Consider the following 25,766-nt stretch of genomic DNA (forward strand, 5'->3'; position numbering starts at 1 on the left):
TGCCGCCGCACCGACCCGATCGAGCCCGCAGGAGGAGCCACCGGCATGTACATCACGGTTTCCCGACCGGCCGACAACGGCCGGGCCGGGCCGCGGGATCTGCGCCTGGCCGCGGTCGCCCAGCGCACCGGGATCGACCGGCGCGAGTTCCGCCCGCAGGACCACGACTACTTCCGCGACCTGTACGGCACCTTCGGGCTGGCGGCCGACCAGGAGGGGCTGGCGGCCGGGCGGGTGTCGTTCACCGACCTGGTCGAGGCCGTGCTGCCCGACCTGAAGGGCCACGGCGACCGGTTCGACCTCGCCGTCATGGCCAGCGCGGCGCCGGACGCCGAGCCCGGCTTCCCGATGTGCTTCCTCGACTCGGCCGTCCCGGACGTCGGGCTGGTCTTCGGCGTCGCCGACCTGGGCCTGCTCGGGGTGTTCACCGCGCTGTGGCTGGCCGAGAACCGCAGCCGGCTGGACGCCCGCCGGATCCTGGTGTTCGCCCTGGACCAGGCCAGCGTGCTGCACTCCGAACCGGTGCCGGCGCACCTGCGGGTCGCCGAGGACGCGGTGACCGTGCTGGTCCTGGACGCCGACGCGGCGCACCGGGTCGAGACGGCGCAACCGTATCCCGTGCCGCCCGACGAGGTGGCGGCCCGCTGGTCGGCGCTGCTGGCCGGGGAGCGACCCGCAGCGGTCACCGCGCTGGCCGGGCCCGGCCTGGTTGCCGCCTGCGGCGACCGGCTCCCGGCGGGCACCGTCGCGGTGCCCGCCGGACGCCCGGCCAGCGGCATCTGGTCCGTGCTCGCCGCCGAGTGGGACGGCTGGCGTCGCACGGGCCGCCGGGTGCTGCTCGCCGACTACGACCCCGGGCTGGGTCAGTTCGCCCACTGCGCGATCACCGTCGAGGCCGGCCCCGTCGAGCCCGGTGCCGACGGGCACGTCGTCGACCCCGAGGAGCAGGAGAAGCTGCGATGACCAGGACAGGCACGGCCCTCGGCGCGGCGTGGCCGTCGATGCTCGCCGTCGCGCACGCGAGCGGCTGGTCGGCGGCGCTCACGGCGCTGCACGCCGCCGTCGATCCGGGGGTCGTGGTCCTCGGCCCGGCCGGTCACGGGCTGGCGCCCGACGAGCTGGCCGCGACCGCGGACCGGCTGCGCCAGGGCGAGTGGGAGTGGGCCGCGGCCGACACCGTCGAGCGCCTGGACACCGGCGTGCCCGGCCTGACCGGGTTGCGGGCCCGCCGGCCGGTGACCGCCGTCCGGGTGCCGGAGGCGCGCTCGTGGACCACCGCGCTGGCCGGGCTGCGCCTCGGCCTGTCCTACCGGCTGCTCGAAGGCGCGCTGCGCTACCTCGACCGGCGGTACACCGGGGACGTGGTGCTGTTGCAGCACAGCGTGGTGAAGAGCGCCGTCGCCGACGTCGTCATGGAGCAGTTGCAGGTGCGCTGCGCGCTCGACGGCGCCGGGCCCGAGGGCCTCGACGCCCCGGCCGTCGCCGACCTGCACGCGCAGATCACCGCCGTCGACCGGGCCGGGGTCCGGCTGCTCGGCGCGCACGGCTACGTCGAGGGCGGTCCGGGCAGCACGGTGTACGTGTCCGAGCTGCTCGCCGACGCCTACCGCGCCGGGACCGGGTCGATGCCAGGGGGGTTCGACGAATGACCGAGCTCGAACCGCGGCTCCGCCGGTTGCAGGCCCAGGCCCGGGAATGGGCCGCGGAGATGCGTCCGTACGCCCTCGAGGTGGACCGGGACCCGGACGCGGTCACCCGGGTGGCGCACCTGCCGGCGCTGGCCCGGGTGGCCGCCCTCCAGATCCCGCCGGAGTTCAACCCGGAGCCGCTGGTGCTCGGCGACCAGACCTACTACCTCATGAGCGCGTCCGAGCGGGTCGTCTTCTTCGAGGAGGGGGCGTGCGCCGACCTGGGCACGATGCTCGGCTCGCCGGGCGGTCCCATGAGCGGCGTCGTGGTGGACGCGCTGGGCAGCCAGGAGCAGAAGGAGTGGTTCTACGGTCGGCTGCTGCTGCGTCCGACCTGGACGTTCTTCGCCCTCTCCGAGCCCGAGCACGGCTCGGACGCCGCGAACATGGCGACCAGGCTGACGCCGTCCGCCGACCCGGACGGCCCGGCCCGGCTCAACGGCGTCAAGCGTTACGTGGGCAACGCGGGCCGGGCCGAGTTCGGCGTCGTCTTCGCCCGGACCGGGCCCGGTCCGCTGGGGTTCGCGGCCGTGCTCGTCGACGCGACCGCACCGGGGTTCGCCACCACCCCGGTGCGGACCATCGGCGTACGCGGCGCCGGGCTCGGCGAGATCACCCTCGACGACGTCGAGCTGACGCCCGACCGGGTGCTCGGCGCCCACCTGCGGCCCAGCCGGCGCGGGATGGCCGCCTGGCTGCGCACGTTCAACCTGCTGCGCCCCGCGGTGGCGGTCATGGGGGTCGGCGTCGCCCGCGCCGCCTACGAGTACGTGCTGGCCGAGCGCAGCTCGTTGCGGGTCGCCGAGCGGCTGCGCCTGGAGCGGATGGAGCGGGCCATCGCCACCACCCGGCGGATGCTGCGCGCCGCGGCCGCCGCGGTCGACCACGACCCGTCCGCCGGGCATCTCGCGTCGGCGGCGAAGGCCACCTCGGCGCGGCTGGCCGAACGCGTGACGCTGGCGGCCCTCGACTTCTTCGGCCCCGGGGCCCGGCTGGAACACCCGCTGCTGGACAAGCTGGTCCGCGACGCCGGCTCGGTGGAGTACATGGAGGGCACCAGCAACATCCAGCGGCTGGGCGTCTTCGGCGGCCTGCTGCGTGGCGCCTTCCCGCCGTTGCAGGCCGCCCGGCTGCCGACCGAGAGCTGATCCGACCCATGCCGACCGCGGAGGACAGGTGGGGACAATGACCGACGACATCGGCGAGCTGATGTCGGTCGTCGCGCACACGATGGGCGACGTGCTGCTGCGTGCGCCGCTGGCGCCGACCGAGGACTTCTTCGACTGCGGCGGCGACTCGATGCGGGCCGTCGAGGTGCTCTCCCGGCTGATCGAGCGCTATGAGCCGGTGGGCGAGGACGCCGTCGAGCGGCTCCGCTCCGAGCTCCTCACGGCGATCTTCGACGACGCCAGCCCCGCCGCGCTGGCCTCGGTCATCGTCGACCACCGTGGCGTCGAGGTGGAGACGTGACGGCGGCCCCGCGCGACGACGTGGCGGCCGGGGCCGGACCCGCCGCGATCGACGAGCTCGCCTACTACGCCGCGCAGAGCCCGGTCACCGACCCGGGACCGCAGGCCGCCCGCCTGGTCGACCTGCCGGCCGACCCGCTGGCCGTGCGCGCCGTGGTACGCGGGCTGTTCACCCACTTCCGCTCCACCGACCTGGCCGCCCTCGGCATCCCGGCCGGCCGGCTGGCCGAGGTCGACCTGCGCTACTCCGAGGCGATGCTGCGGCGCATCGTCGAGCTCGACGACCGGCCGATCGTCGAGGAGCGCCCGCCCAACCGGCGGATGGTCGGCAGCTGCCGCGACTACGCGGTGCTCTACCTGACCCTGCTGCGCCACGCCGGTGTGCCGGCCAGGGCGCGGGCCGGCTTCGCCTCGTACATCATCCCGGGCTGCACCATCGACCACGAGCTCGTCGAGGTGTGGGACGCCGGGCAGCGCCGCTGGCGTCGGGTCGACGTCGAGCTGCCCGACGTGCACGTCGACGAGACCGACGGGGTGAGCTTCAGCTCGTCGGATGTCCCGCCCGACCGCTTCATCGTCGCCGGCGACGCCTGGCGGCGCTGCCGCAGCGGCCTGGCCGACCCGATGTCGTTCGTCGTCGACCCCGACTTCGAGGACGGGCTCACGAAGGGCTGGCCGTTCCTGCGGCACAACCTGGTCGACGACCTGGCCGGGCTGAACAAGGTGGAGATGCTGCGCTGGGACTACTGGGGCATGACCCGCCGCGGCGAGATCAGCGCCGCGGACGCCGCGCTGCTCGACCGGGTGGCCGCGGTGACCACCCCGGAGGTCCCCTTCGACGAGGCCAGACGGCTGTACGCGGGGGAGCCCGAGCTGCTCACCGTGCCCCGGCGGGTGCTCAGCTACAGCCCGTCCGCGCCGACCCCCGTCGAGGTGGAGCTGGTCGGCGGACTGGGCGGCTAGCGACGCCCCGGCGTCTCCGGGGCGGGCCGGCGGGCCGCGGTCAGCGCGAGCTGACGGGCCAGGTAGGGCGCGATCGCGCTGTCCGGATGGGTGGCGAGCAGCTCCGGCGGGCCGGCCGCGACCAGCCGGCCCCCGTCCTCGCCGCCGCCCGGTCCGAGATCGACGAGCCAGTCGCTCGCGGCGGCGAACTCCACGCTGTGCTCGATGACGACCACCGTGTTGTCCCGGTCGACCAGGTCGTGCAGGACGTCGAGCAGCACCTGGACGTCGGAGAAGTGCAGGCCGGTGGTGGGCTCGTCGATCAGGTAGAGGGTCCCGCCCTCGTCGCGCCGGAGCAGCTCGCGGGCGAGCTTCAGCCGTTGCGCCTCCCCGCCGCTGAGGGTGCCGGTGTCCTGCCCGAGCCGCAGATAGCCGAGCCCCACCTGGGACAGCGTGCGGAGCGGACCGGAGATCGCCGGTGCGTCGGCGTAGAGCTCGATCGCCTCTCCGACCTCCAGGGCGAGGGTCTCGGCGATCGTGCGTCCCCGGTGGGTGATCTCCAGGACGCGCGCCGAGTACCGCAGGCCGTCGCAGGACGGGCAGCGCACCGAGACGTCGGCGAGGAACAGCATCTCGATCCGCACCGCGCCCTTGCCCGCGCAGCGGTCGCAGCGCCCGCCCGCCTCGGTGTTGAAGCTGAACATCGCCGTGGAGTACCCGCGCCGCACGGCCTCGTCGGTGCCGGCGAACAACTTGCGGATCTCGTCGAACACCCCCAGGTAGGTCGCGGGCGTCGACCGGGACGAGCCGCCGATCGAGTCCTGCGTCACGGTCGTCACCCGGCGGACGTGCTCCGCGCCGCGGAGCCGGTCGAACGGGCCGACGGGGGTGCGCCGCCACCGCACCGCGGCGTCGACGGCCGGCTGGAGCGTCCGGGTGATCAGGGAGCTCTTGCCGCTCCCGCTCACGCCGGTGACGCAGGTCAGCACCCCGATCGGGATGGTGAGATCGACGCCGCGCAGGTTGTTCAGCCGGGCGCCGGTCAGTTCCAGCCTGCGGTCGTCCGGGCGGCGGCGCTCCGGCCGGGGCGAAACCACCGCACGTTCGTTGCGAAGGTACGCGCTGGTGGCCGACGTGCCGTGGGCGACGACCTCGGCGGTCGGACCGGACGCGACGACCAGGCCGCCGCGCGTCCCGGCGCCCGGCCCCATGTCGACCAGGTGGTCGGCCGCCTCCATCGTCTCCCTGTCGTGCTCGACGACGAGCACCGTGTTGCCCGCGTCGGCCAGCCGGCGCAGCATCCCGATCAGCCGCCCGTTGTCCCGCGCGTGCAGGCCGATCGACGGCTCGTCCAACACGTAGACGACGCCGACCAGACCCGAGCCGAGTTGCCGGGCCAGCCGGAGCCGCTGGCCCTCGCCGGCCGAGAGCGTGGGCGCGGCGCGGTCGAGCGAGAGATAGTGCAGGCCCACCTCGAGGAGGAACTCGACCCGGGCGTCGACCTGGTCGAGCAGTTCGGCGGAGAGCGCGGCCAGGTAGTTGCCGGCCAGTTCGGCGCGGACCTCGCCGACCCAGTCCCGCAGCCGCGAGATCGCCAGCCCGTTGACCTCCGCGATGTTGCGGCCGGCCAGGCGCACCGCGAGCGCCTCCGCGCAGTGCCGGGTGCCGCCGCAGGAGCCGCACTGCCGCTGGGCCATGAAGCCCTGGTAGAACGCCTTGCGCTCGGGCGAGTCGGCGTCCTTGAACAGCCGCTCGATGTGCTCGGTCAGATCGCCCAGGATCCGGTCGGCGGCCGCGGCGGGCAGGTCCTCCCAGGGGGTGTCCAGGCCCGCCCCCGCCTCGGCCAGCAGGTCCGGCAGGTCCCGCTGCGGCCACCAGGTCTTTTTGCCCCGGCGGCGGTCGCCGTAGAAGGTGAGCGCTCCGGAGCGGACCGACTCGCGGGCGTCGCCGACGAGCCGCGCGGTGTCGACCCGGTAGGTGAAGCCGAGCCCCTGGCAGTGGTCGCACATCCCGGCCGGCGAGTTCGGCGTGAACCAGTCCGACGACGTCGCGTGCACCTCGGTGCCGCAGTGCGGGCAGACCCAGCCGGCCGCGAGGTGCCGCACCGGCGTCCGGTCCCGCAGCACGGTCAGCCGCCGCTCGGCCCGCAGCTCCCGTTCGACGAGGAGCCCGGCGTCGGCCAGCGTGTCGGCGTCGGGGGTGGCCGCCAGCCGCAGCACCTCGGTCTCGCCGCCGTCCGGCTCGGTGGCCACCAGCCGTACCGGCTCCTCGGCCGCCGCCTCGGCCAGCGCGGCGAGGTGCGCGGCGGTGTCCAGCGGCGCGACCCCGGTGCCGCACTTGCGGCAGTCGTGCCGTCCGGCACGGGCGAAGAGCAGGCGCAGGCGGTCGGATATCTCGGTGATCGTGCCGACGTTCGACCGCGGGTTGCGGCTGATCGTCCGCTGCTCGATCGCCACGGTCGGGCTCAGGCCGCTGACCCAGTCGACCGTGGGTCTGGCGACCTTCGGCAGCCTGCGCCGCACGTGCGCGGAGAGGCTGTCGAGGTACTGCCGATGTCCCTCGGCGTAGATCGTGTCGAACGCCAGCGACGACTTGCCGCTGCCGGAGACTCCGGTGAGGACGGTCAGGCCGCCCCGGGGCAGCGACAGCTCCCCGATCCGCAGGTTGTGCTGGCGGACGCCGCGGAGCACGATGCGCCCAGGGTCCCGCACGTGTTCACCCATCGCCTGTCCTTTCCGGTGCTGCGCGGGGCGTTCTCGGCCACCCGGCACATCGCGGGGCGGGGGCGGGCGACGGTCACCCTGCCGCCACCCGGGCGGCGGGCACGCAACGGCCGCGGAGGTCGCCGCCGCCGTCGACACCGTCGCGCGTGGAGGTCACCGCCGACGGTCCACAAAGGAGCTTTGAGCGCTCATCGGAAACCCTAGGTGAGGCCGATCCGATTGGCGAGTGCCTATTCGGGGATGCCCTCCGGCCTGCCACATCGGGGCCCGGGCCGGCCGGTCTGACGACCTCGTGCCGCCCCGACACGCCTGATACGGTTGCCGGGCACTGCTCCGGACGCCCTGCGCCGGCCACCGCAGGAGCTCTGCGAGCTCCGGGGTCCCGTGCGATCACTCCGCGCGATGAGCACGACGTGCCGGTGCCGACGGCGACGCCGTGCTGCTCCGCACGAGCAGCGAGCCGACCGCGGCGCCGGGCCCGACGATCTCGAAATCGCGCGTCGCGTCCGGCGCGGCGGCCCACTTCACCACTGCTCCGGAAAGCGGGGAGGTCTCGCAATGGACGACCGAGATGCGGCCGAGGCGCGACGCGTCGCGGCGGATGCCGGGGAGCAGGGCCGGCTGAGCCCGGGGCGTCCCGTGGCGGCGGGCGTGACCGGGGACGGCCCGGCGTGAGCGCGCTCGACGTGGTGGACCCGGCCACCGGTGCCGTGTTCGCCTCCGCGCCGGCCTGCACCACGGCCGAGCTCGACGCCGCGGTCGCCGCCGCTGCGGCGGCCGCTCCCGGGTGGGCCGCGCTCCCGCTCGATGAGCGCCGCGCCCGGCTGCGTGCCTGCGGGGCGGCGCTCGCCGACGCCGCCGAGGAGGTCGCCGCGCTGCTCAGCCGCGAGCAGGGCAAGCCGCTGGCCGCCGCGCGCGCCGAGGTGGACCTGTCCGCCGGCTGGTTCGGGCACACCGCCGATCTGCCCGGCACCGACGAGGTGGTGGCCGCGGGCCCCGCCGCGTCGATCATGATCGGCCGGGTGCCGCACGGTGTGGTGGCCGCGATCGCCCCCTCGAACTTCCCGATCATCCTGGCGGTGTGCAAGGTCGCACCGGCGCTGCTGGCGGGCAACGCGGTGGTGCTCAAGCCGTCGCCGGAGACGCCGCTCGCCACGCTGCGGACGGGCGAGCTGCTCGCGCCGCACCTGCCCCCCGGCGTGCTGTCGGTCGTCTCCGGCGACCACGCGCTCGGAAAGGCGCTGACCGCGCACCCGGGCATCGACATGGTGTCGTTCACCGGCTCGGTGGGCACCGGGCAGGCGATCGCCGAGCAGGCCGCGGGCCGCTTCCTGCCGGTGGTGCTCGAGCTGGGGGGCAACGACGCCGCGGTGGTGCTGCCCGACGCCGACGTGACGGCGCTGGCCCCGGCGCTGTTCGCCGGTGCGATGGTCAACAGCGGCCAGTTCTGCGCGGCCGTCAAGCGGATCTACGTCAGCGGCGCGCAGGCCGGCGAGCTGGTCACCGCGTTGGCGAAGCTGGCCGCGGCGGCGGTCGTCGGCGACGGCGGCGACCCGGCCACCGAGTACGGCCCGCTGGTGAGCCGGGCCCAGCTCGACCGCGTCAGCGCGCTGGTGGACGAGGCCGCCGCTGCCGGCGCGCGGGTGGTGACCGGCGGCGCCCGGCTGCCCCGGCCCGGCTGGTTCTATCCGCCGACCATCGTCACCGACCTCCCGCCCGGCACCGACCTGGAGCTGGAGGAGCAGTTCGGCCCGGTGATCCCGGTGATCGCCTACGACGACCTCGACGAGGCGATCGCCCGGGCCAACGGCACGCGCTACGGGCTCGGCGCGTCGCTCTGGGGTGACGCCGGGCGTGCCCGTGCGCTGGCGGGCCGGCTGACCTGCGGCACCGTCTGGATCAACACGCACGGGGCGCTGCGCCACGACACCCCGTTCGGTGGGGTGCGCAGCTCCGGGGCCGGTGTCGAGTACGGCTGGTGGGGGCTGCTCGAATACACGCGGATCAAGGTCGTCCACGAGCTTCATCCGGGAGGGTGACTCCCCTCCGCATCCGACACCGGCGGCTCGGCTGCGGTGGGGCCGCTACCCTGGCGGGGCGGCTCCCGCCCGCCCGAACACCCGCGCCGACCGAGGACGTGCATGTCAAGCAGCTGGTCCGTGCACAGCGTCTACTCCGATCCCGGCCGCCACCGGGCGCTGTTCGCGGAGCTGCGCGGCGAGGTGCCGCGCATCTGCGCGGCCGCGCGCAACGTCATCGCGCACTATCGCATCGAGCTGCCCGAGCTGCCCCCGGCGCGGCACGACGAGATTCACAGCCGCTGGTTGGAGGCCATCCTGGAGCTCGACCAGGAGCGCCATCCGGGGCCGCTGACGACGCCGAGGGCGACCGCGGAGAAGGTCGCCGGCTGCTGCCGCGACCACGTGCTGTTCGTCGTCGGCGCGCTGCGCGACCGTGGCGTGGCGGCGCGCAGCCGCGTCGGGTTCGCCTCCTACCTGGCCGAAGGCTACTTCCTGGACCACGTCGTCGCGGAGTACCGGGCCGGCGACCGGTGGCGTCGCGTCGACCCCGAGTTCGCCCCCGGCTCGGTCGAGTTCGACGTCGAGGACATGCCCACCGGGCCGTCCGCACCGTTCCGGACGGCGGCCCAGGTCTGGCTGGCCCACCGGTCGGGGGAGACCGACGCCGAGCTGTACCGGGTGTCCCCGGAGTCGGAGCTGGGTGGGCCAGGGTTCATCCGCGACTGCGTGGTCACCGAGCTCGCCCACCGGCAGAAGGACGAGCTGCTGCTCTGGGACGCCTGGGGCGACGCGGCGCACCAGGTCGACGACCCGCTGGTCGACGAGCTGGCCGAGCTGCTCGTGCGGGCCGACGCCGGCGACGACACCGCCGAGCGCGAGCTGGCCCGGCGCTACCGCGACGACCCGCGCCTGCACCCCGGCGACGCCGTCACCCAGTACTCCCCCTACGGCCAGCCGCCCCGCGTGGTCCGGCTGCGCTGAACCGTCGACGGTCGACGCCATAGCCGTTCGCGCAGGGTCATCCGTGCGCTCGTCCGGATCTTCCGGTTGGCCGCCCGGAGAGCGACCCTGGTCACGGGATCATGAGTCGAAGCCGGAGCGACACGATTCGGGAGACGGTCACATGGCGAATGCGGACTCGATCAATCAAACGGTACGGCCCGCCGACGTCCCGGCCCCGATCGGGGTGGCCGTGCTGGTCGGCAACGAGGTCACCCGACGGGGTCTCGAGTCGATCCTGACCGACCTGCCGGGGGTCGCCGAGGTCTCCTACCACCTGGGTGTGGCCGAGGCCCAGGCTGCGCTCGCGACCGGACGGGTCGACGTCCTGCTGGTCACCAGCTCGGCCGGCAGGGCGGCGCTGTCGGTGGCCGGGGGCGGGGCCAGGGTCCTGGTCCTGGTCGACGACGGCAGCGGCGTCCAGGAGCTGTTCGGCGTCGCGGCGCGCCCGCCCGACGGCATCGTGCTGCTGGCCGACCTGACGCCGGACGGGCTGGGCGAGGCGCTGCACCGGACCGCGACCGGGCAGACCCACGTGCCCGACCGGCTGGCCCGCGAGCTGATGGACCAGGCCCGGGTGGAGCTGTCGACGCCGACGCACCCGGCGCGGCTCACCGCCCGGGAGAGCGAGGCGATGGGGCTGATGGCCGAGGGCATGAGCAACAAGCAGATCGCCGGACGCCTGGGCATCTCCAGCCACGGGGCCAAGCGGCTGGTGGCCAGCCTGATGCTCAAGCTCGGCTCGCCGAACCGCACCGCGGCCGTGGTCAACGCGATCAAGTCCGGGCTGGTCCGGTGATCAGAACGGGTCCGCCGACGGCAGCAGGATGACCTTGTCGGCGACCCGCGTGTCGAACAGCTCGTAGCCGAGGGCCGCCTCGGCCAGCGGCAGCCGGTGCGAGACCAGGGCGCTCGGGTCGACCCGACCGGCGCGCAGCAGCGCCATCACCGGGTCGCGGGAGCGGATCGGGTTCCCCACCGCGAACCGCAGGGTGAGCTCCTGGACGAACGCCCGGCCGGCCGGGAAGGCGACGTCGTCGGCGCCGTGCGCGCCGACGACCAGCACCGTGCCGTGCGGCCCCGCCGCGTCGACCGCGCAGGCCAGCGCCGCCCCGGAACCGACCGCCTCGATGACGACCGCAGCCTCGTCCCGGCCGCGCATCCGCTGCATCGTCGCGGCGAGCCGTTCGGGCTCCACCACCGCCGGCACCAGCGCGCCGGCCCGCTCCCGCCGGGCCGGGTCGACGTCGCAGACCACGACCGTGGCGCCCAGTTCGGCGGCGCACAGGGCGGCCATCAGCCCGACCGGCCCGGCCCCGACGACCCCGACGAGGCGGCCCGGCCCGACGTGCGCGTCGGTGACCGCGGCGTGGGCGGTGGCCAGGACGTCCCCGGCGAACAGCGCCTGCTCGTCGGTGACCGCCGCCGGCACCGGCCCCAGCACGACGTCGGCGAACGGCACCCGGACGTATTCGGCCTGCCCGCCGGCGACGGCGGCGCCGACGACTGTGGAGTAGCCGAACAGCGTCGCCGACGGGCAGTGGTAGTGCCAGCCGCGCGCGCACCGCGGACACCGGCCGCAGCCGATGAGGTACGAGGCGACGACCCGCTCGCCGACCGCGAACGGCACCTGCGACCCACGCTCGGTGACCACCCCGGCGAATTCGTGCCCGAGCACGGTGCCCGGGGCGAAGCCGGGCATCTCGCCGCGGTAGGGGTGCAGGTCGCTGCCGCAGATCGCGGCGCGGGTGACCCGCACGACGGCGTCGCGTTCGGACTCCAGCCGGGGCATCGGCAGGTCGTCGACGACCTCGACGTGCCGTGGGCCGCGGTAGACGACCCCCCTCACGCCATGCCCACCGTGGTCGAGGCCGCCCTGCGGGGGGTCATCGGGAGTCGTGCCACGGTCCAGCCCTTCTCGATGAGGTCGACGACCAGATCCGCGTCGGGGTCGTCGCCGTCGCGGCCGACCCGCACGGTCACCGCGCGGTCGCGGTGGTTGACCAGGGCGACGCCGCCGTCGACCGGCACGACCTCGACCTCCGGGTCCGAGCAGCGCACGACGGGACCGACCCCGGCCAGCTCGGTGAGCCGCCGGTAGAACCGTTCCCACGGGGCGAGCGCGAACCGCCCGGCCGCGTCGAGCTGGCGTTCGAACGGGACGTTGGTGAACACCAGCCGGCCCGCGCCGACGGCGTTGACCACGACGGCGGGCGTGCCGTCCGGGTACGCGGCCAGCACCCGGCCGGAGGTCGCCCGGAGCGTGGTGGGCACCGCGCCCGCGACGGCCCAGTTCACCGGCAGCACCTCGCCGTCCCAGCGGATCTCCTGCCGGTCCCGGCCGGTCAGGTCGTAGTCGACGATCTCGGCGCCGACCAGCTCCGCCCCCGGGAAGCCGTGCAGGTGGTCACCCAGCGAGTAGTACACGGTGGCGCCCCGGTGCAGGGCGGCCCGCAGGTGCTCCAGGTCGGCAAGCGTCACCTGGTCGACCGAGGGGCAGACCAGCAGGCGGTGCCCGGCGGCCGGAGCCGCCACCACGTCCGCGTCCACGTGCAGGCGGTTGAGCAACAGGTAGGCGAAGAACGGCGAGACGGCGTCGCGGTGGGGGTCCAGGTAGGACCCGCCGCCGGCGGGCCGCCCGGTCACCGGCCACACCGCGACCCTGGCCGGTCCGGCCGTGCGGACCAGCGCCGGCGCGGCGTCGACGACCTGCCGGTAGGCCGCCATGGCCGGCTTGGGCGTCCCGTCGGCGCGGTGCAGCCCGACCATGCGCTCGGCCGGGCGTCGGTCGTAGGGCTCGGCGGTGGAGGTGCTGTCCTGCCAGCACCACACGATCACCCCGGCCGCGCCGTTGGCCAGCACCGAGGCGGCCGAGGCGCGCAGGTACGCCGCGGCGACCTCGTCGCCCGCGCCGTAGGTCCCGAGCTCGTCGACCAGGGCCACCCCGTACGCGCCGGCCAGCCGGGCCAGGAACGCCGGCAGCTGGGTGGCCTTCGGCGACAGCGTGGACTCGATGTGCCCGGGTGACCAGAGCGGGAACCCGTGCACCGCCAGCAGGTCGAGGACCCGGCCGGTGGCCGGCCCGAAGGCCGACCCGCCGAGCACGGTCAGCGCGTTGTTGGCCTGGCAGACCAGCACCTCGGGGGCCACCTGCCGGATCGCGCCGACCAGCCGTCCGTACCAGTGGGCGACCTCGGCCGACGTCAGCGTCGCGGCCTCGTTTGGGTCCACGTTGGAGATCTCGTCGCCCAGGTCGAGCGCGAGGACGTTCGCGCGGTCGGCGACCGTGGCGGCCACCGCCCGCACGAACGTCTCCTGGGCCGCCAGCATCTCCGGGTCGCGCCACAGGCTGCGCCCGCCCCGCCACGGCAGGTCCAGCAGTTGGCCGTTCATGAACAGGGTCAACACCGACAGCACGCAGCTCAGCCCGGCGGCGTCGGCCAGCTCGACCAGTCGGCGCAGCCGGGCCAGCGCCTGCGCGTCGACGTGCCCGGGCTCCGGGTGGAAGTCGCGCCAGAAGACGAACACCCGGACGGTGTTGAGGCCGGCGTCGGCGATCCGGCGCAGGTCGGCCGCGACGACGTCGGGATCCCAGTCGACCCACAGCCGGCAGCCGGCACGCACCGGGAAGTAGGTGACCCCGAGGGCGGTGAACGGCTCGCCGTCACGCAGCAGGCGGCCCTCGTGCAGGCGGAACGTCATCGCGTCAGCCCTCCCGCGCGGGGGTGCGCAGCGCGGCCGCCAGGGTGTGCACGACCCGCCGCACGTCGTCCTCACCCATCCCGCGATGCAACGGCAGCGACAGCAGCCGGTCGGCGATGGCGTCGGTGACCGGCAACGGGCCGGCCGCGGCGGCGTAGTAGCTGAGCCGGTGCATCGGCGGGTAGTGCACCGAGGTCTGCACGCCCGCGGCGAGCAGCGCGGCGCGTACCGGCCCGCGGTCGGTCCCGGCGGGCAGCACGACCGGCATCAGGTGGTGTGCGGAATCCTCGGCCCCCCGGTCGGCGAACGGCACGACCAGCCCCGGCAGCGCGCCGAGCAGGTCGCGGTAGCCGGCGGTGAGCGCCCGTCGGATCCGGCGGTCGACGCCGAGCCGGCCCAGCTGGACCCGGCCGATCGCCGAGGTCAGGTCCGTCGGCCGGTAGTTCAGCCCGAGGTCGGCGACGTCGTAGCCGCCGGACCCGCCGGTCATCCGCTGCTGCGGCGAGGTGCCGATGGAGTGCGAGCGCATCCGGCGGATCCGGTCGAGCAGCGCGGGGTCGCGGGCCAGCACCATGCCGCCCTCGCCCGCGGTGACGTTCTTGGTGGCGTGGAAGCTGAAGCAGCCGACGTCGCCCCAGGTGCCCAGCATCCGGCCGGCCACGCACACGCCCGGCGCGTGCGCGCTGTCCTCGATCAACCGCAGTCGACCGGCCCGGCACAGCCGCGCCAGCGCGGCGATGTCGGCCTGGTAGCCGGCGTAGTGCACGGTGATCACCGCCCGGGTCCGGGGGGTGATCAGCCGTTCCACCTCGGCCGCGGTCAGCACCGGGTCCCCGGCCGCGCGCACGTCGGCGAACACCGGCGTGGCCCGGTGCAGGGCGACGACCTCGGCGGCGGCGACGAAGCCCAGCGCAGGGATGATCACCTCGTCGCCCGGGCCCAGGTCGAGCGCGGCGACGGCCAGGTGCAGCGCGGCGGTCCCGCTGCTCACCGCCACCGCCTGTGGGGCGTCGTGGGCCGCGGCGAACTCCTGCTCGAACGCCTCGGTCACCGGCCCGGCCGACAGCCAGCCGGAGCGCAGCACGGCGACCACGGCGTCGATCTCCTCCTGGCCGATCACCGGGTCGGCCAGCCGCACCGCGGCATCCGTCGTGGTGCCCGCCGCCGTCACCGCTCACCGCCGGCGACCGGGAGCCGCGCGGACTCCGTCGGGTAGCCCGCCGCCACCGCGGCCGCCACCTGCGCCCAGGTGTTCTCCCGTCCGACGCGCCGGCGGCCTGCCGCGCCCATCGCGCGGCGTCTCGGCTCGTCGGCCAGCAGGCCGGCCAGCGCCTCCGCCAGCGCGCCGGGTTCGGCGTCGACCACCAGGCCGTCCACGCCGTGCCGGACCACCTCGCGCGCGCCCTGGAACGGGCCGCTGACCACCGGCGTGCCGCAGGCCCAGGCCTCGACGAAGACCAGCGGGTACACGTCGGAGGTCGAGGGCAGGCAGAGCACGTCCGCGGCGGCCAGCAGCTCGTGCTTGACCGTGGCGTCGACGACGCCGAAGTCGTGCAGCCCGTCGGCGGCCGAGGTGGCCGGGCCGTCCGCACCAGGCCCGGCCAGCCAGAACGCCGTCCCCGGGCGGCTGCGCCGGACCAGCGGCGCGGCCGCGAGCAGCACCGGGTAGCCCTTGAACGCGGTCCGGCGGCTCAGGAACAGCACGGTTCCGGTGGCCCCCGCGAAGCGGGCCCGCAGCCCGCTCGGGTCCACCGCCCCGTCCAGGTGCGGGGCCTGCGGGACGTACCGGATCGCCGCCGGGTCCGCTCCGGCGGCGACGACGTTGTCGGCCTCGGCCCTGGTCAGCACGTAGACCGCGGCGGCCGCCCGGCAGGCCGCCCGCCCCAGCTCGGGATCGGGCCAGAGCTCGACGGCGGTCGCCGGGGTGAGCACGAACGGGCACCCGAGGTCGGTGGCGGTGCTCAGCGCCACCGCCACCTGCTTCGGGCGGGCGAGGTCGAAGGCGTGGACCACGTCCGGGCGGCCGAACTCGCGCGGGTCGGTGATGCGCGGCCACGGGCCGGCGTCCGGCGGCTGCGGTGGCAGCGAGTCGGTCAGCACGGCGCCCGTGTGCCCGTGCACCGCGAGGTGCTCGGCGGTCTTCCAGGCCATCCGCTCGGCCCCGCTCCACTCGCCGCCGTAGCCGCCGAAGGCGATCAGGACCCGGCTCACGACGCGCTCCGGTGCGCCGCGTACCAGTCGAACGTCGCCCGCAGCCCGGCGTCGAGGGTGACGGCCGGCTCGTAGCCGGTCAGCCCACGCAGCCGGGTCAGGTCGGGCAGCCGGCGGCGCGGGCCGCCGGGGACCGGCCGCACGGCGAACTCGGGGCGCAGCCCGGCGAGGGCGCAGATCCGTCGGGCGAGGTCGAGGATCTCGACCTCCTCCCGGTCGTTGCCGATGTTGACGACCAGCGGGTCCGGCTCAGGCAACGCGCACAGCCGCAGCACCGCCTCGACCGCGTCGTCGACGTGGCAGAACGCCCTGGTCTGCTGCCCGCCGTAGAGCGGGAACGGGTCGGTGCCGGCCAGGGCCCGCTCGATCAGCTGCGGCACCACGTGCTCGTTGCCCATCCGCGGGCCGTAGACGTTGTAGAAGCGGGCCACCCGCACCCGGCCCGGCGGGCCGGCGTGCAGGAACAGGTACTCGGCGACGAGCTTGCTCAACGCGTAGGACGTGCGCGGCGATCGCGGCTCGCCCAGCACGAACGGCGCGTCCTCCGGGACCGGCAGCTCGGCCAGCCCCGCGGTCGCGGCGCCGTCGCCGACCTCGCTGGTGGAGCTGAGGAACAGCACGCTCGGCTGGGTCCGGGCGCACCAGTCGAGCAGCGAGACGGTGGCCAGCACGTTGGTGCGCATGGTGTGCACCGGCCGGTCGGTGACCCGCTGCACGCCGACCACCCCGGCCAGGTGGTAGACGGCGTCGCACCGGTCGAGGTCCGCGGGCAGCGGTGTGGTCAGGTCGTGGCGGACCAGCTGCACGTCGCCGGCGAGGGCGTGCAGCTCGGGGTCGTCGGTGCCACGGGAGAAGTCGTCCAGGACGGTGACCTGCACGCCCTCGTCGAGCAGTCGTCGCACCAGGTGCAGGCCGATGAACCCGGCCCCGCCGGTGACCAGGGCCCGGTCAGCCACGGCCGAGCCGCAGGTAGGTGAGGCCCTCGACGCCGGTGAGCTCGGCGTCGAGCAGGCCCCACATGTCGAACACGACGCCGCGGCCGCGCATCCGGCCCAGCAGCCTGTCCGCGGTGAGCGTGGCGTAGCCGGGGTGGTCGGACAGCAGCACGACCGCGTCGGCGTCGGCCACCCCCTCGTCCAGCCCGACCGGTCGGTAGCCGAGCTCGGCGATCCGCTCCGGGCGGACGATCGGGTCGTGGCCGGCCAGCGTGCGTACCCGGCCGCGCAGCAGGGCGGCGACGTCGGTGGCGGCGCTGCCGCGCACGTCGTCGGTCTCCGGGCGGCCCTTGTAGGCGATGCCGCACACCAGGACCTTGGCGTCGGCGAGCCGGCCGGGGTCCGGGTCGGTCAGGGCCGCGACCACCCGCTCGACCGCGTGGCCGGGCACGCGCTCGTTGGTCCGCCGGGCCGCGGCGACCATCGGCATCTCGGTGTGGCCGGCCGTGGCCGCGCTGTGCATCAGCAGGTACGGGTCCTTCGTCAGGCAGCTTCCGCCGACGAAGCCGGGTCGGGACAGGTCGGGCCGGGGGTAACGGAGGTTGGCGGAGGCGATCAGCTCGGTGGCGTCCAGGCCGAAGGCCGTGGCGGCCAGCGCCACCTCGTTGCCGAACCCGTAGATCAGGTCGGTGTGCGCGTTGCAGATCAGTTTGATCATCTCGGCGGCCTCCAGCGAGGACACCAGCACCCGGTCCGGGCAGACCGCCGCGAACAGGGCCTCGGCGCGCTTGGCCGAGGCGTCGTCCAGGCCCCCGATGATCTGCGGGAGCGAGGCGAGCTCGGCCATCGCCGAGCCCTGGATGATCCGTTCGGGGCAGAAGGCCAGCAGCGGGGAGGCAGTGACCCGTCGCATGGCCGGCTCGACGAGATCGCGGCAGGTGCCGACGGGCACGGTGCTGCGTACCACGAGCAGTGTGTCCGGGGTGATCCGCGCGGCCGCGGCGGTGACGGCGGCCCGCAGCGGGCCCAGGTCGCAGCGGCCGGTGGCCGGGTCGACCGCGGTGCCCACGCAGATGATCACCGCGTCGGGCGTCGCGTCGGGCAGCCGGTCGGCCACGGTGAGCGCGCCGTCGTCCAGCGCGGCCAGCGCCTCGGCCAGCCCCGGTTCGAAGAACGGCGGCCGGGCGCGCGTCACCGCGTCCCGGACGTCGGGGTTGACGTCCACTCCGACGACGCGGACTCCGGCGCGGGCCAGGGCGACCGCGAGCGGCAGGCCGACGTAGCCGAGTCCGACGACGGCGACCTCTGGCGGGGGTGTGGTCATGTTCGGGTACTCCTCCTCGTGGCGGTGGTGCCGCCCGGCGCACCGGCGCCCCGACCGGCGATCAGGTCCCGCAGCGCGGGGGCGGCGACCTTGCCGAGCGCGGTGCGCGGCAGCCGGTCGACGGCATGGACGTGGTGCGGGACCTCGTAGGCGGTCAGCCGCTGCCGGCAGCCGGCGACCACCGCCGCCGGGTCGGTGCCGGGCGTCAGCTCGACGACGGCGTGGATCTCCTCGTTGCCGCGGGCGTCCGGCAGCCCGCAGACGTGCACCGCGCGCACGCCGGGCAGCTCACCGATCAGCCGCTCCAGCCTGCGCGGGTTGACCTTGCGGCCGCCGACGTTGATGAAGGTCGCCTTGCGGCCGACGATCGTCACGTCCCCGGCGTCGTCGACGTCGACCAGGTCGCCGGTGTCGTAGTAGCCGTCCGGGCGCAGCGCCTCGGCCCCGCCCCGGCCGACGTAGCCGGTGAACATCGTCGAGGTCCGCACCAGCAGACGCCCGGCGTCGGCACCCCGGACCGGCTCGACCCGCCACCGCACGCCGGGGACGAAGCCGCCGACCCCCTCGGCCGGCCACGGCCGGGACCGGCCGGACTGGCAGGCGATCAGCCCGGTCTCGGTCGAGCCGTAGATCTGGCGGACCGGGCAGCCGAGGCGACCGCCGGCCGCCCCGGCCGCCGCCGGGGTGAGCGGCCCGCCCGAGCAGAGGGCGACCCGCAGCCGGTCCGGCCGGACCCGCCCGTGCAGGAGGTCCGGGACCAGGCCGTACACGAACGGCGTGGCCAGCAGCGCGGTCGCGCCCGCGTCGAGCCCCTCGACCAGGCCGCGCCCGGTGAACCGCACCAGCAGCGCGAGCGTGCCGCCGGACAGCACCGCGGCGCACAGCGCCCCGACGAACCCGAACGAGTGCGCGAGCGGCACGGCGGCCAGGATCGTGTCCCGCTCGTCCAGGTCGAACAGGTCCCGGTAGAGCGCGCCCCCGCGCAGCGCCGCTCCCAGCGGGACCGCGGCCATCCGGGGTTCGCCGGTCGATCCGGAGGTCAGTTGCAGCACGGTCGCCGCACCGGACGTCCGGTCCGGCCACTCCGCCTGCGGCGCGCCGGCGACCAGGTCCTCGACGGCCAGCCGGCGCAGTTCCCCCGTCGCCGCGGGCCGCGGGCCGTCCACCGCCGCCACCACCGCGCCCGGTCGGGCCGCGTACACCGCGGACAACGGGTCGGCCAGGTAGGAGCTGTCGTGCTCGACCAGGACGACGTCGAACCCGGCGGCCAGCAGGCCGAGCAGCACGGCCGCGTGCGCGCCGGTGTTGACCGTCGCCACCACGACCGCGCGGCCGGCGGGCAGCTCGGCGGTCGCGCGGGCGGCCACCCGCCGCGCGGTCGCGGCCAGCTCCCGCCAGGTCGTCCCGGACCAGCCGGCGGCGGTACGCCAGCGGACGGCCGGGGCGTCCGGGCGCTCGTCGGCGTGGGCCGTCAGCCGCTCCCGCAGCGCGGCGACGGCGTCGTGGTCGGCGTGCGGCGCGTACGCCGGGCGGCGGTCAGTTGGCATGCGAGACCCGGAACTCGTCCCGGTCGACGCCGGGCAGGTAGACCTCGGGGGTGTCGGTGAACTCGGCCACCGCCCGCTCGTAGCGGCCCGGGGTGCCGATGTCGTGCCAGCTGCCGGTGAACCGGTAGGCCCCGACCGGCCGGCCCGCGCCGATCAGCGAGGTGATCAGGTCGGGCATGTCGACCACCGACTCCGCGGCGATGAACGAGCGCACGGACGGGTCGACGACGTAGACACCCATGCTGACGTCGACCCGGACCCGGGGCTTCTCGGTCACCCGGCACACCCGGTCGTCGGCGATCTCGAGGGCACCGGAGTCGATCGTCACCTCGGTCTGCCGACAGGCGATCGTCATCGCGCAGCCGCTGCTCCGGTGCACCCGGTGCACGTCGGCGAAGTCCAGGGTGGTGAGCACGTCGCCGTTGAGCACCAGGGCCGGCTCGTCCCAGTCCGCGACCAGCAGCAACGGGCCGGCGGTGCCCCGGGGTTGGGCGTCCACCGAGAAGTCGACCACCATGCCCGCCGGGATCGCCCCGAACAGGTGCTCGCGGATGGCCGTCTGCAGGTGCGACACACAGAGCGTGACCCGCTCGACCCCGTAACCGCGCAGCTGCCGCAGGAGGATGTCGAGCAGCGGCCGGCCCCCGATGTCCATCAGGATCTTCGGTCGCTCCGCGGTGAGCGGCAGCAGGCGCCGCGCCTTGCCCCCGGCGAAGATGATTGCGCGCACATCAACTCCCACTCATCGGGTCGGCCGGGAATCGGCGACGATCAGCGCAAGCGATCGTCGGCAGTTCTTCCGAACCTCGGCACGAACGCAATTTTCGATCGGTTACGGTCGGCCCGAAATGCTCGTCCGGGCGCGCCAACAACCGCACATCCCAGCCATAGCCGAAGGTGCGCCGGCGATCCGGCCGACCGGGCTTGACAGGACACGGCCACGGTCGACGCGGCCGGGCGCGCCGCGCGACGGGCACGGTGGACCGGCCCGTCGGCGGGCGGAGAACAGGCGATGGTACGGCGGCTCAGCCGGCCGCCAACTCGCGGCGCGCACCGTCCGGTGGCGTCGCGGACGGTCCCGACCCCAGCGCCGGACGGCCGATCGGGCCCAGCGTCCGGGCCAGCACCCGGGCGGTCTCCAGCACCGTCCGGTCCCCCAGGCGGGGGCCGGCCACCGCGACCCCGATCGGCACGCCGCGCGCGTCCAGGCGGACCGGGACGACGACCGACGGCAGATAGCACATGCCGGTCACGCCGGCCCACACCAGCTGGTCCCAGTACGGCCGCGGCTGGCCGTCGACGGTGATGGTGCGCTGGGCGAACGGGCGGTGGTCGTGGGCCGGCGCGGTGTTCGGCGCGACCGGCAGCAGCAGGGCGTCGTAGCGGCTGAAGAACGCCCGCCAGCGCAGGCCCATCCGGGTGCGCAGCTCGTTGGCGACGACCCAGTCGCGGTGGCTCTGGTGGACGTGCTCGCCGCCGAGCACGCCGGTGGGCGGCCGCATGCCGGCGGCGATCAGCTCGGCCTCCTCGCCGGAGATGTCGTCGATCGCGGTGCCCGCGATGAGCTTGCGGAAGATCTGGTCGCTCTGCTCGAGCCGGATCCCCAGCGGGCTGGTGGCCCGCACGGCGACCCCGGTCCCGGCGAGGGCGTCGGCGGCCTGTTCCACCGCCGCCCGCACCTCGCCGTCCACCGGGCAGTAGGGGTCGTCGAACCAGGCCGCCACCCGGCGCGGCCGGCTGGCCGGGGGCAGGCTCAGCCGCCAGGCGGGCCGGTCCCAGGGGTCCGGGCCGCTGATCGCGTCGAACAGGATCTCCAGGTCGTCGACGTCCCTGGCCAGCGGCCCGACCATGGCGATGTCGGGCAGGGCCCGGTTGAACGGCATCGGCGGCACGTGGCCGTACATCGAGACCGTGCCGAAGGTCGGCTTGAGACCGGTGACGCCGCAGAACCCGGCCGGGATCCGGATGGACCCGGCGACGTCCGAGCCGATCTCCAGCGGCGTGAACCCGGCCGCCAGCGCGCCCGCGGCCCCACCGGAGGAGCCGCTGGTGGTCAGCGTCGGGTCCCACGGGTTGCGGGCGGTGCCGAACAGCTCGTTGTAGGCCTGCAGGTCGCGCGAGGCGCGGGGGAGGTTGGTCTTGCCGAGGATGATCGCGCCCGCGCGCCGGGCCCCGGCCACCGCGGCCGCGTCCTCGTCGGGGACGAAGTCGGGCAGCAGGCCGCCGGTGGTACGCAGCCCGGCGGTGGCGAAGCTGTCCTTGACCGTCATCGCCACGCCGTGCAGCGGCGGCAGCGGGTCGCCGCGCACCACCGCCTCGTCGGCCGCGGCCGCCTCGGCCTCGGCACGTTCGTTGCGGGTCACCACGAGCCCGAGCGCGCCGTCGTAGCGGTCGATCCGGGCCAGCAGCGCGCGCAGGTACTCCCGGGCGGAGAGCTGCCCGTCGGCGATCGCCCGCGCCACCTGTCGGGCCGGCCACCAGCACAGCTCGTCGTCCATCACACCTCGGCTCGGTCCGCGGCGAGTCGGTGCGCGACGCCCGACGCATTCCCGGCCGTTTCACCCGCCCGTCGACATTGGTCCCGGCGAATTGTGCACCGTTCTGCGCCGGAGTCCCACGACAGATGAGCCGGAAGAACGGGCATGGCCGTTTGCGCACTGACCTGAGCCCTGACCGCCGATTACTGTCCGGGAGATGGCGCGACGACTGCGGCCGGGCCGCCCCACCGGCGGGCGCGGGCGGTGAGCCGGGTGCGGGTGCTGCTCGGGCGCCAGCCACAGGTCGCCGGCCGCTTCCCCCGCCCTGGTCCACCGACCCACACAGGAGGTCGTCAGACATGTCGCCATCGGACGCCGGCACGGGGGAGTTCCCGCTGACCTGGGCCCAGCAGCAGTGGATGGCCGGTCCGCCGCCGCTGGACGAGAACGACGCCTGGCGCTACGAGCTCAGCCTCCCGGTGCCCGTCGGGCCCGGCCTCACGGTGCCCGACACGGTGGCGGTGGCAGGCGAACTGGTGCGCCGCTACCCGCCGCTGCGGTCGCGGCTGCGCCGCGGCGTCGACGGGCAGCTACGGCAGGAGGTGTTGGCGCCCGACGACCCGGTGGTGCTGGACGGGGTGCAGCGGCTCGGGGTGTGGTGCTTCGACTTCGTGACCGACGCGCTGTTCGACGCCGGCCGGCGGATCGGCCAGTTCGTGACCGACCCCGACGCGGGGAACCTGATGATCGTGGTGCCGCCCGTGGACACCGGTGGCGACGTCGAGATCTCGGTCGCGCACGCCTTCGTCGACGCCAGCGGGGCCGGCGCACTGGTCGCCGCCTTCCTGGCCGTCCTGCGCGGTCAGCAGGGCGCGCCGATCCAGCGGACCTGCTACGACATCCTCGAGTTCGAGCGCGGCGAGCGCGGCGCGGAGCTGTCCGCGCGTAACGTCCGCTACCTCGTCTCCACCGCACGCCGCGCCGAGGAGCGGGGCCTGAGCGACCCGCGCGGGACGGCCCCGGAGCCCACCGTGGACGGCTGTCGGCTGCGCAGCCGCAAGCTCCTGCGGGCCCTGGCCCGCAGCCGACCGGACTCCCGCCTGGCCCGTGCCGCGCTCGTCCTGGCCCTGGCGCTGATCGCGTTCTGCCGGGTCCGGGGGACCGACGGCGCGTGGGTCACCATCGTCGTCGGCAACCGGGCCACCCCCGAGGCGGAGTCCTTCGTCGGCCTGGCCATGCAGTGGGGCGCGCTCAGCGAGACCCTGCGGCCCGAGGACTCCCTGCGCACCGTGCGCGACCGGCTCACGCTGCGCCTCGCGCAGAGCCTGCGGCACGGCCGGTTCGACCCGCGCCGGGTCGAGGAGGAGTTCGACCGCGCCGGCATCGGCGGACGTCCGGTCTTCACCTTCAGCCACTGGGAGTCGCCGACGACGGACTGGGACACCGCCCGCAAGCCCGTCGAGGAGCACGCGGTGCAGTCGGACCACTACGAGTGGGCCAGCATGCCGGCCGGAGCGGGCGGGGCCGGCATGGAGGTCAACACGTCCACCCTGATGGATCAGGCGCTGCTGAAGGTGAAGTGGGACCGGCGGCGTTACGCCGACGCCCGCATGCGCGACTACATCGCGCACGTCGAGCGGATGCTCGACCTGGCCGTCGACGATCTCGACGTGCCGGTGGCGCGGCTGCGCGACCTCGACCTGACCTGAGCGCGAGCACCCGGGGCGGCCCACCGCGCCGCCCCGAGGCCGGCGGAGCGTCCCCGATCGGGACTCCGCGGCGGGCCGGTGGCGGTCGCCGCGACCGGTCGCCGCCGTGGGCCCCCGGGCCCTCGGCGGGGGAGCGCTGGTGGCGACCTTGCCCCATCGATGAATGTGCATCTATCCTTTGGCGGCCCATCGGCTGCCAGTGCCGGCAATCGAATGTCGTCGAATCGCTTCGACAACCCAGCGTGATGGTTGGCTCGAAGACGGGAGATGCTCGTGAGATCCACCCTCAGGAAGGTCCAGTTCGCCATGCTCTCCGGCGTGCTGGCGCTGGCCGGAACCGCAGCCGTGCTGCCGAGTTCCGCGTCGGCCGACAGCATGGCCCAGCTCAACGCCACCCAGCTCGTCGCCGACCTGGGGGCGGGCTGGAATCTGGGGAACGCCCTGGAGGCCAACGCCAACGGGATCCCCAGCGAGACGGCATGGGGCAACCCGGTCGTGACCCAGGCCTTCATCGACCGGGTGAAGGCGGCCGGATTCAAGACGATCCGCATCCCGGTCTCCTATCTGGGAAACATCGGGTCCGCCCCGAACTACACGATCAACTCCGCCTGGCTGAACCGGATCCAGGAGATCGTGGACTACGCCTACGGGCGCGGCCTGTACGTGCTGATCAACATGCACGGCGACGGTTACAAGACCATCACCGGTTCGTGGTTGATCTGCGACTCGTCGAACCAGACGACGATCAGGGACAAGTACCAGAAGGTCTGGCAGCAGATCGCGACCAGGTTCCAGAGCTACGGCGAGCGCCTCATCCTCGAATCCATGAACGAGGAGTTCGACGGCCAGTACGGCAATCCCACCCAGCCGTGCTACTCGAACATCAACGCCTACAACCAGATCTTCGTGGACACCGTCCGGCGGACCGGCGGGAACAACGCCTCGCGCTGGCTGCTCGTCCCCGGCTGGAACACCAACATCGACTACACCGTGGGCAACTACGGCTTCGTGCTGCCGACCGACCAGTACCGGTCGTCGTCCATCCCCGCCAACGAGCAGCGACTCATGATCTCCGTGCACTACTACGACCCCTGGGACTTCGCCGGCGAGGAGAACGGCACCATCACGCAGTGGGGGCCGGCCGCCACCAACCCGGCCCGGAAGTCGACCTGGGGACAGCAGGACTTCATGGACGGGCAACTGAAGAAGGTGCGCGACACCTTCGTCTCGCGCGGATACCCGGTGTTCGTCGGTGAGTACGGTTCGGTCGACAAGACGTCGGCCGACTCGACGAACAACAGGTACCGCGCGGACTACGCGCGCACCCTGGTGTCCACCGCCAAGAAGTACGGGGCGGCCACCGCCTACTGGGACAACGGCTACAACGGGGCGTACGGGTTCGGGCTGTTCAACCGCAGCAGCGCCACGGTCACCCAGCAGGGCATCATCGACGCCATCATGAGCGCCATCGGCAGCACCACCCCGACCACGCCGCCGACCACCACGCCGCCCCCGACCACCGCTCCGCCGACCACCGCCCCGCCGACGACCCCGCCGCCGACGGGCAGCCGGTCCTGCGCGGCGTCGTACACGGTCACCGGTCAGTGGCAGGGCGGCTTCCAGGCCGAGGTGCGGGTGACCGCCGGCGGCTCGGCGATCAGCGGTTGGACGGTGACCTGGACGTTCGCGAACGGACAGCAGGTGTCGCAGGCGTGGAGCGCGACGCTGACCACCAGCGGCGCCACGGTCACCGCCCGCAACGTCAGCTACAACGGTTCGCTCGGTGCCGGCGGCAGCACGACCTTCGGCTTCCTGGGCTCGTCGGGCGGCACCAACGCCGTGCCGTCGTTGTCCTGCACGGCGAGCTGAGCAGGGCGTGAGCCAGCGGGCCGGGCGTCACGGACGCCCGGCCCCGGCCCCCACGGCGGCCGACCGCTGCCAGCCGGCGCGCTTCGTCCCAGTCGCACCCAGCGCCCGGCGTGGGTCCCGGTTCCCGGGCGTGGTCGATCCGGCCCGGAT

Annotated in this window: 20 protein-coding genes; 10 read left to right on the forward strand and 10 right to left on the reverse strand. The window is 74.7% G+C overall.

The window, feature by feature from the left end:
• The first annotated feature begins 45 nt into the window (after positions 1–45).
• From O7633_RS22500 to O7633_RS22520, 5 genes are read left to right on the forward strand one after another with little or no spacing between them, the layout of a single operon-like run.
• Positions 46–963: a hypothetical protein gene (locus O7633_RS22500; RefSeq protein WP_278131452.1), complete on the forward strand. Its 918-nt coding sequence runs from the start codon at positions 46–48 to the stop codon at positions 961–963.
• Positions 960–1,649 (forward strand): hypothetical protein, encoded by a 690-nt coding sequence (locus O7633_RS22505; protein ID WP_278131453.1) that lies wholly within the window; start codon positions 960–962, stop codon positions 1,647–1,649. Before O7633_RS22500 ends, O7633_RS22505 begins: the two co-directional genes overlap by 4 nt.
• Positions 1,646–2,836 (forward strand): acyl-CoA dehydrogenase family protein, encoded by a 1,191-nt coding sequence (locus tag O7633_RS22510; RefSeq protein WP_282323822.1) that lies wholly within the window; start codon positions 1,646–1,648, stop codon positions 2,834–2,836. Before O7633_RS22505 ends, O7633_RS22510 begins: the two co-directional genes overlap by 4 nt.
• A gap of 37 nt (positions 2,837–2,873) precedes the next feature.
• On the forward strand, positions 2,874–3,158 hold the full coding sequence (locus O7633_RS22515) for a phosphopantetheine-binding protein (RefSeq protein WP_074475146.1): 285 nt from the start codon (positions 2,874–2,876) through the stop codon (positions 3,156–3,158).
• Entirely contained in the window at positions 3,155–4,120 is a 966-nt protein-coding gene (locus O7633_RS22520) for a transglutaminase domain-containing protein (RefSeq protein WP_278131457.1), read from the forward strand. The genes O7633_RS22515 and O7633_RS22520 overlap by 4 nt, the downstream gene beginning before the upstream one ends.
• On the opposite strand, the gene O7633_RS22525 is transcribed toward O7633_RS22520, so the two are convergent.
• Entirely contained in the window at positions 4,117–6,822 is a 2,706-nt protein-coding gene (locus tag O7633_RS22525) for an excinuclease ABC subunit UvrA (RefSeq protein ID WP_282323823.1), read from the reverse strand. The genes O7633_RS22520 and O7633_RS22525 overlap by 4 nt on opposite strands.
• Positions 6,823–7,493: 671 nt before the next feature.
• Here O7633_RS22525 and O7633_RS22530 point away from each other — a divergent pair.
• The 3 genes from O7633_RS22530 (at position 7,494) to O7633_RS22540 (ending at position 10,641) form a co-directional block, all read left to right on the forward strand.
• On the forward strand, positions 7,494–8,861 hold the full coding sequence (locus O7633_RS22530; protein ID WP_282323824.1) for an aldehyde dehydrogenase family protein: 1,368 nt from the start codon (positions 7,494–7,496) through the stop codon (positions 8,859–8,861).
• A gap of 102 nt (positions 8,862–8,963) precedes the next feature.
• Positions 8,964–9,824, forward strand: a complete 861-nt coding sequence (locus O7633_RS22535; protein ID WP_282323825.1) for a transglutaminase domain-containing protein — start codon at positions 8,964–8,966, stop codon at positions 9,822–9,824.
• A gap of 142 nt (positions 9,825–9,966) precedes the next feature.
• The gene (locus tag O7633_RS22540) at positions 9,967–10,641 is read left to right on the forward strand and encodes a LuxR C-terminal-related transcriptional regulator (protein ID WP_278131465.1); all 675 of its coding nucleotides are present in this window, start codon (positions 9,967–9,969) and stop codon (positions 10,639–10,641) included.
• Here the strand turns inward: O7633_RS22540 and O7633_RS22545 are convergent, their stop codons facing one another.
• From O7633_RS22545 to O7633_RS22585, 9 genes are all read right to left on the reverse strand, one after another.
• Positions 10,642–11,691: an alcohol dehydrogenase catalytic domain-containing protein gene (locus O7633_RS22545; RefSeq protein WP_278131466.1), complete on the reverse strand. Its 1,050-nt coding sequence runs from the start codon at positions 11,689–11,691 to the stop codon at positions 10,642–10,644.
• Positions 11,688–13,544, reverse strand: a complete 1,857-nt coding sequence (locus O7633_RS22550; protein ID WP_282323826.1) for a cellulase family glycosylhydrolase — start codon at positions 13,542–13,544, stop codon at positions 11,688–11,690. Before O7633_RS22550 ends, O7633_RS22545 begins: the two co-directional genes overlap by 4 nt.
• Positions 13,545–13,548: 4 nt before the next feature.
• Positions 13,549–14,715: a DegT/DnrJ/EryC1/StrS family aminotransferase gene (locus O7633_RS22555; protein WP_282323827.1), complete on the reverse strand. Its 1,167-nt coding sequence runs from the start codon at positions 14,713–14,715 to the stop codon at positions 13,549–13,551.
• Positions 14,712–15,755 (reverse strand): glycosyltransferase family 4 protein, encoded by a 1,044-nt coding sequence (locus O7633_RS22560; protein WP_282323828.1) that lies wholly within the window; start codon positions 15,753–15,755, stop codon positions 14,712–14,714. Before O7633_RS22560 ends, O7633_RS22555 begins: the two co-directional genes overlap by 4 nt.
• Entirely contained in the window at positions 15,752–16,711 is a 960-nt protein-coding gene (locus O7633_RS22565; RefSeq protein WP_282323829.1) for an NAD-dependent epimerase/dehydratase family protein, read from the reverse strand. Before O7633_RS22565 ends, O7633_RS22560 begins: the two co-directional genes overlap by 4 nt.
• Positions 16,704–18,014, reverse strand: a complete 1,311-nt coding sequence (locus tag O7633_RS22570; RefSeq protein ID WP_282323830.1) for a nucleotide sugar dehydrogenase — start codon at positions 18,012–18,014, stop codon at positions 16,704–16,706. Before O7633_RS22570 ends, O7633_RS22565 begins: the two co-directional genes overlap by 8 nt.
• Entirely contained in the window at positions 18,011–19,561 is a 1,551-nt protein-coding gene (locus O7633_RS22575) for a fatty acid--CoA ligase family protein (RefSeq protein ID WP_282323831.1), read from the reverse strand. Before O7633_RS22575 ends, O7633_RS22570 begins: the two co-directional genes overlap by 4 nt.
• Positions 19,551–20,291: a nucleotidyltransferase family protein gene (locus O7633_RS22580; protein ID WP_282323832.1), complete on the reverse strand. Its 741-nt coding sequence runs from the start codon at positions 20,289–20,291 to the stop codon at positions 19,551–19,553. The genes O7633_RS22575 and O7633_RS22580 overlap by 11 nt, the downstream gene beginning before the upstream one ends.
• Before the next feature lie 295 nt (positions 20,292–20,586).
• Positions 20,587–22,059, reverse strand: a complete 1,473-nt coding sequence (locus O7633_RS22585) for an amidase family protein (RefSeq protein ID WP_282323833.1) — start codon at positions 22,057–22,059, stop codon at positions 20,587–20,589.
• Between the two features lie 338 nt (positions 22,060–22,397).
• On the opposite strand from O7633_RS22585, the gene O7633_RS22590 reads away from it, so the two are divergent.
• Together O7633_RS22590 and O7633_RS22595 are read left to right on the forward strand one after the other, a co-directional pair.
• On the forward strand, positions 22,398–23,747 hold the full coding sequence (locus tag O7633_RS22590; protein ID WP_074475133.1) for a hypothetical protein: 1,350 nt from the start codon (positions 22,398–22,400) through the stop codon (positions 23,745–23,747).
• A 273-nt stretch (positions 23,748–24,020) separates the two neighbouring features.
• Positions 24,021–25,616, forward strand: a complete 1,596-nt coding sequence (locus O7633_RS22595; RefSeq protein WP_282323834.1) for a cellulase family glycosylhydrolase — start codon at positions 24,021–24,023, stop codon at positions 25,614–25,616.
• The last annotated feature ends 150 nt before the right edge of the window (positions 25,617–25,766 follow it).

This window comes from Micromonospora sp. WMMD712 (genome assembly GCF_029581295.1).
GTDB classification, from domain to species: Bacteria; Actinomycetota; Actinomycetes; order Mycobacteriales; family Micromonosporaceae; genus Micromonospora; species Micromonospora carbonacea.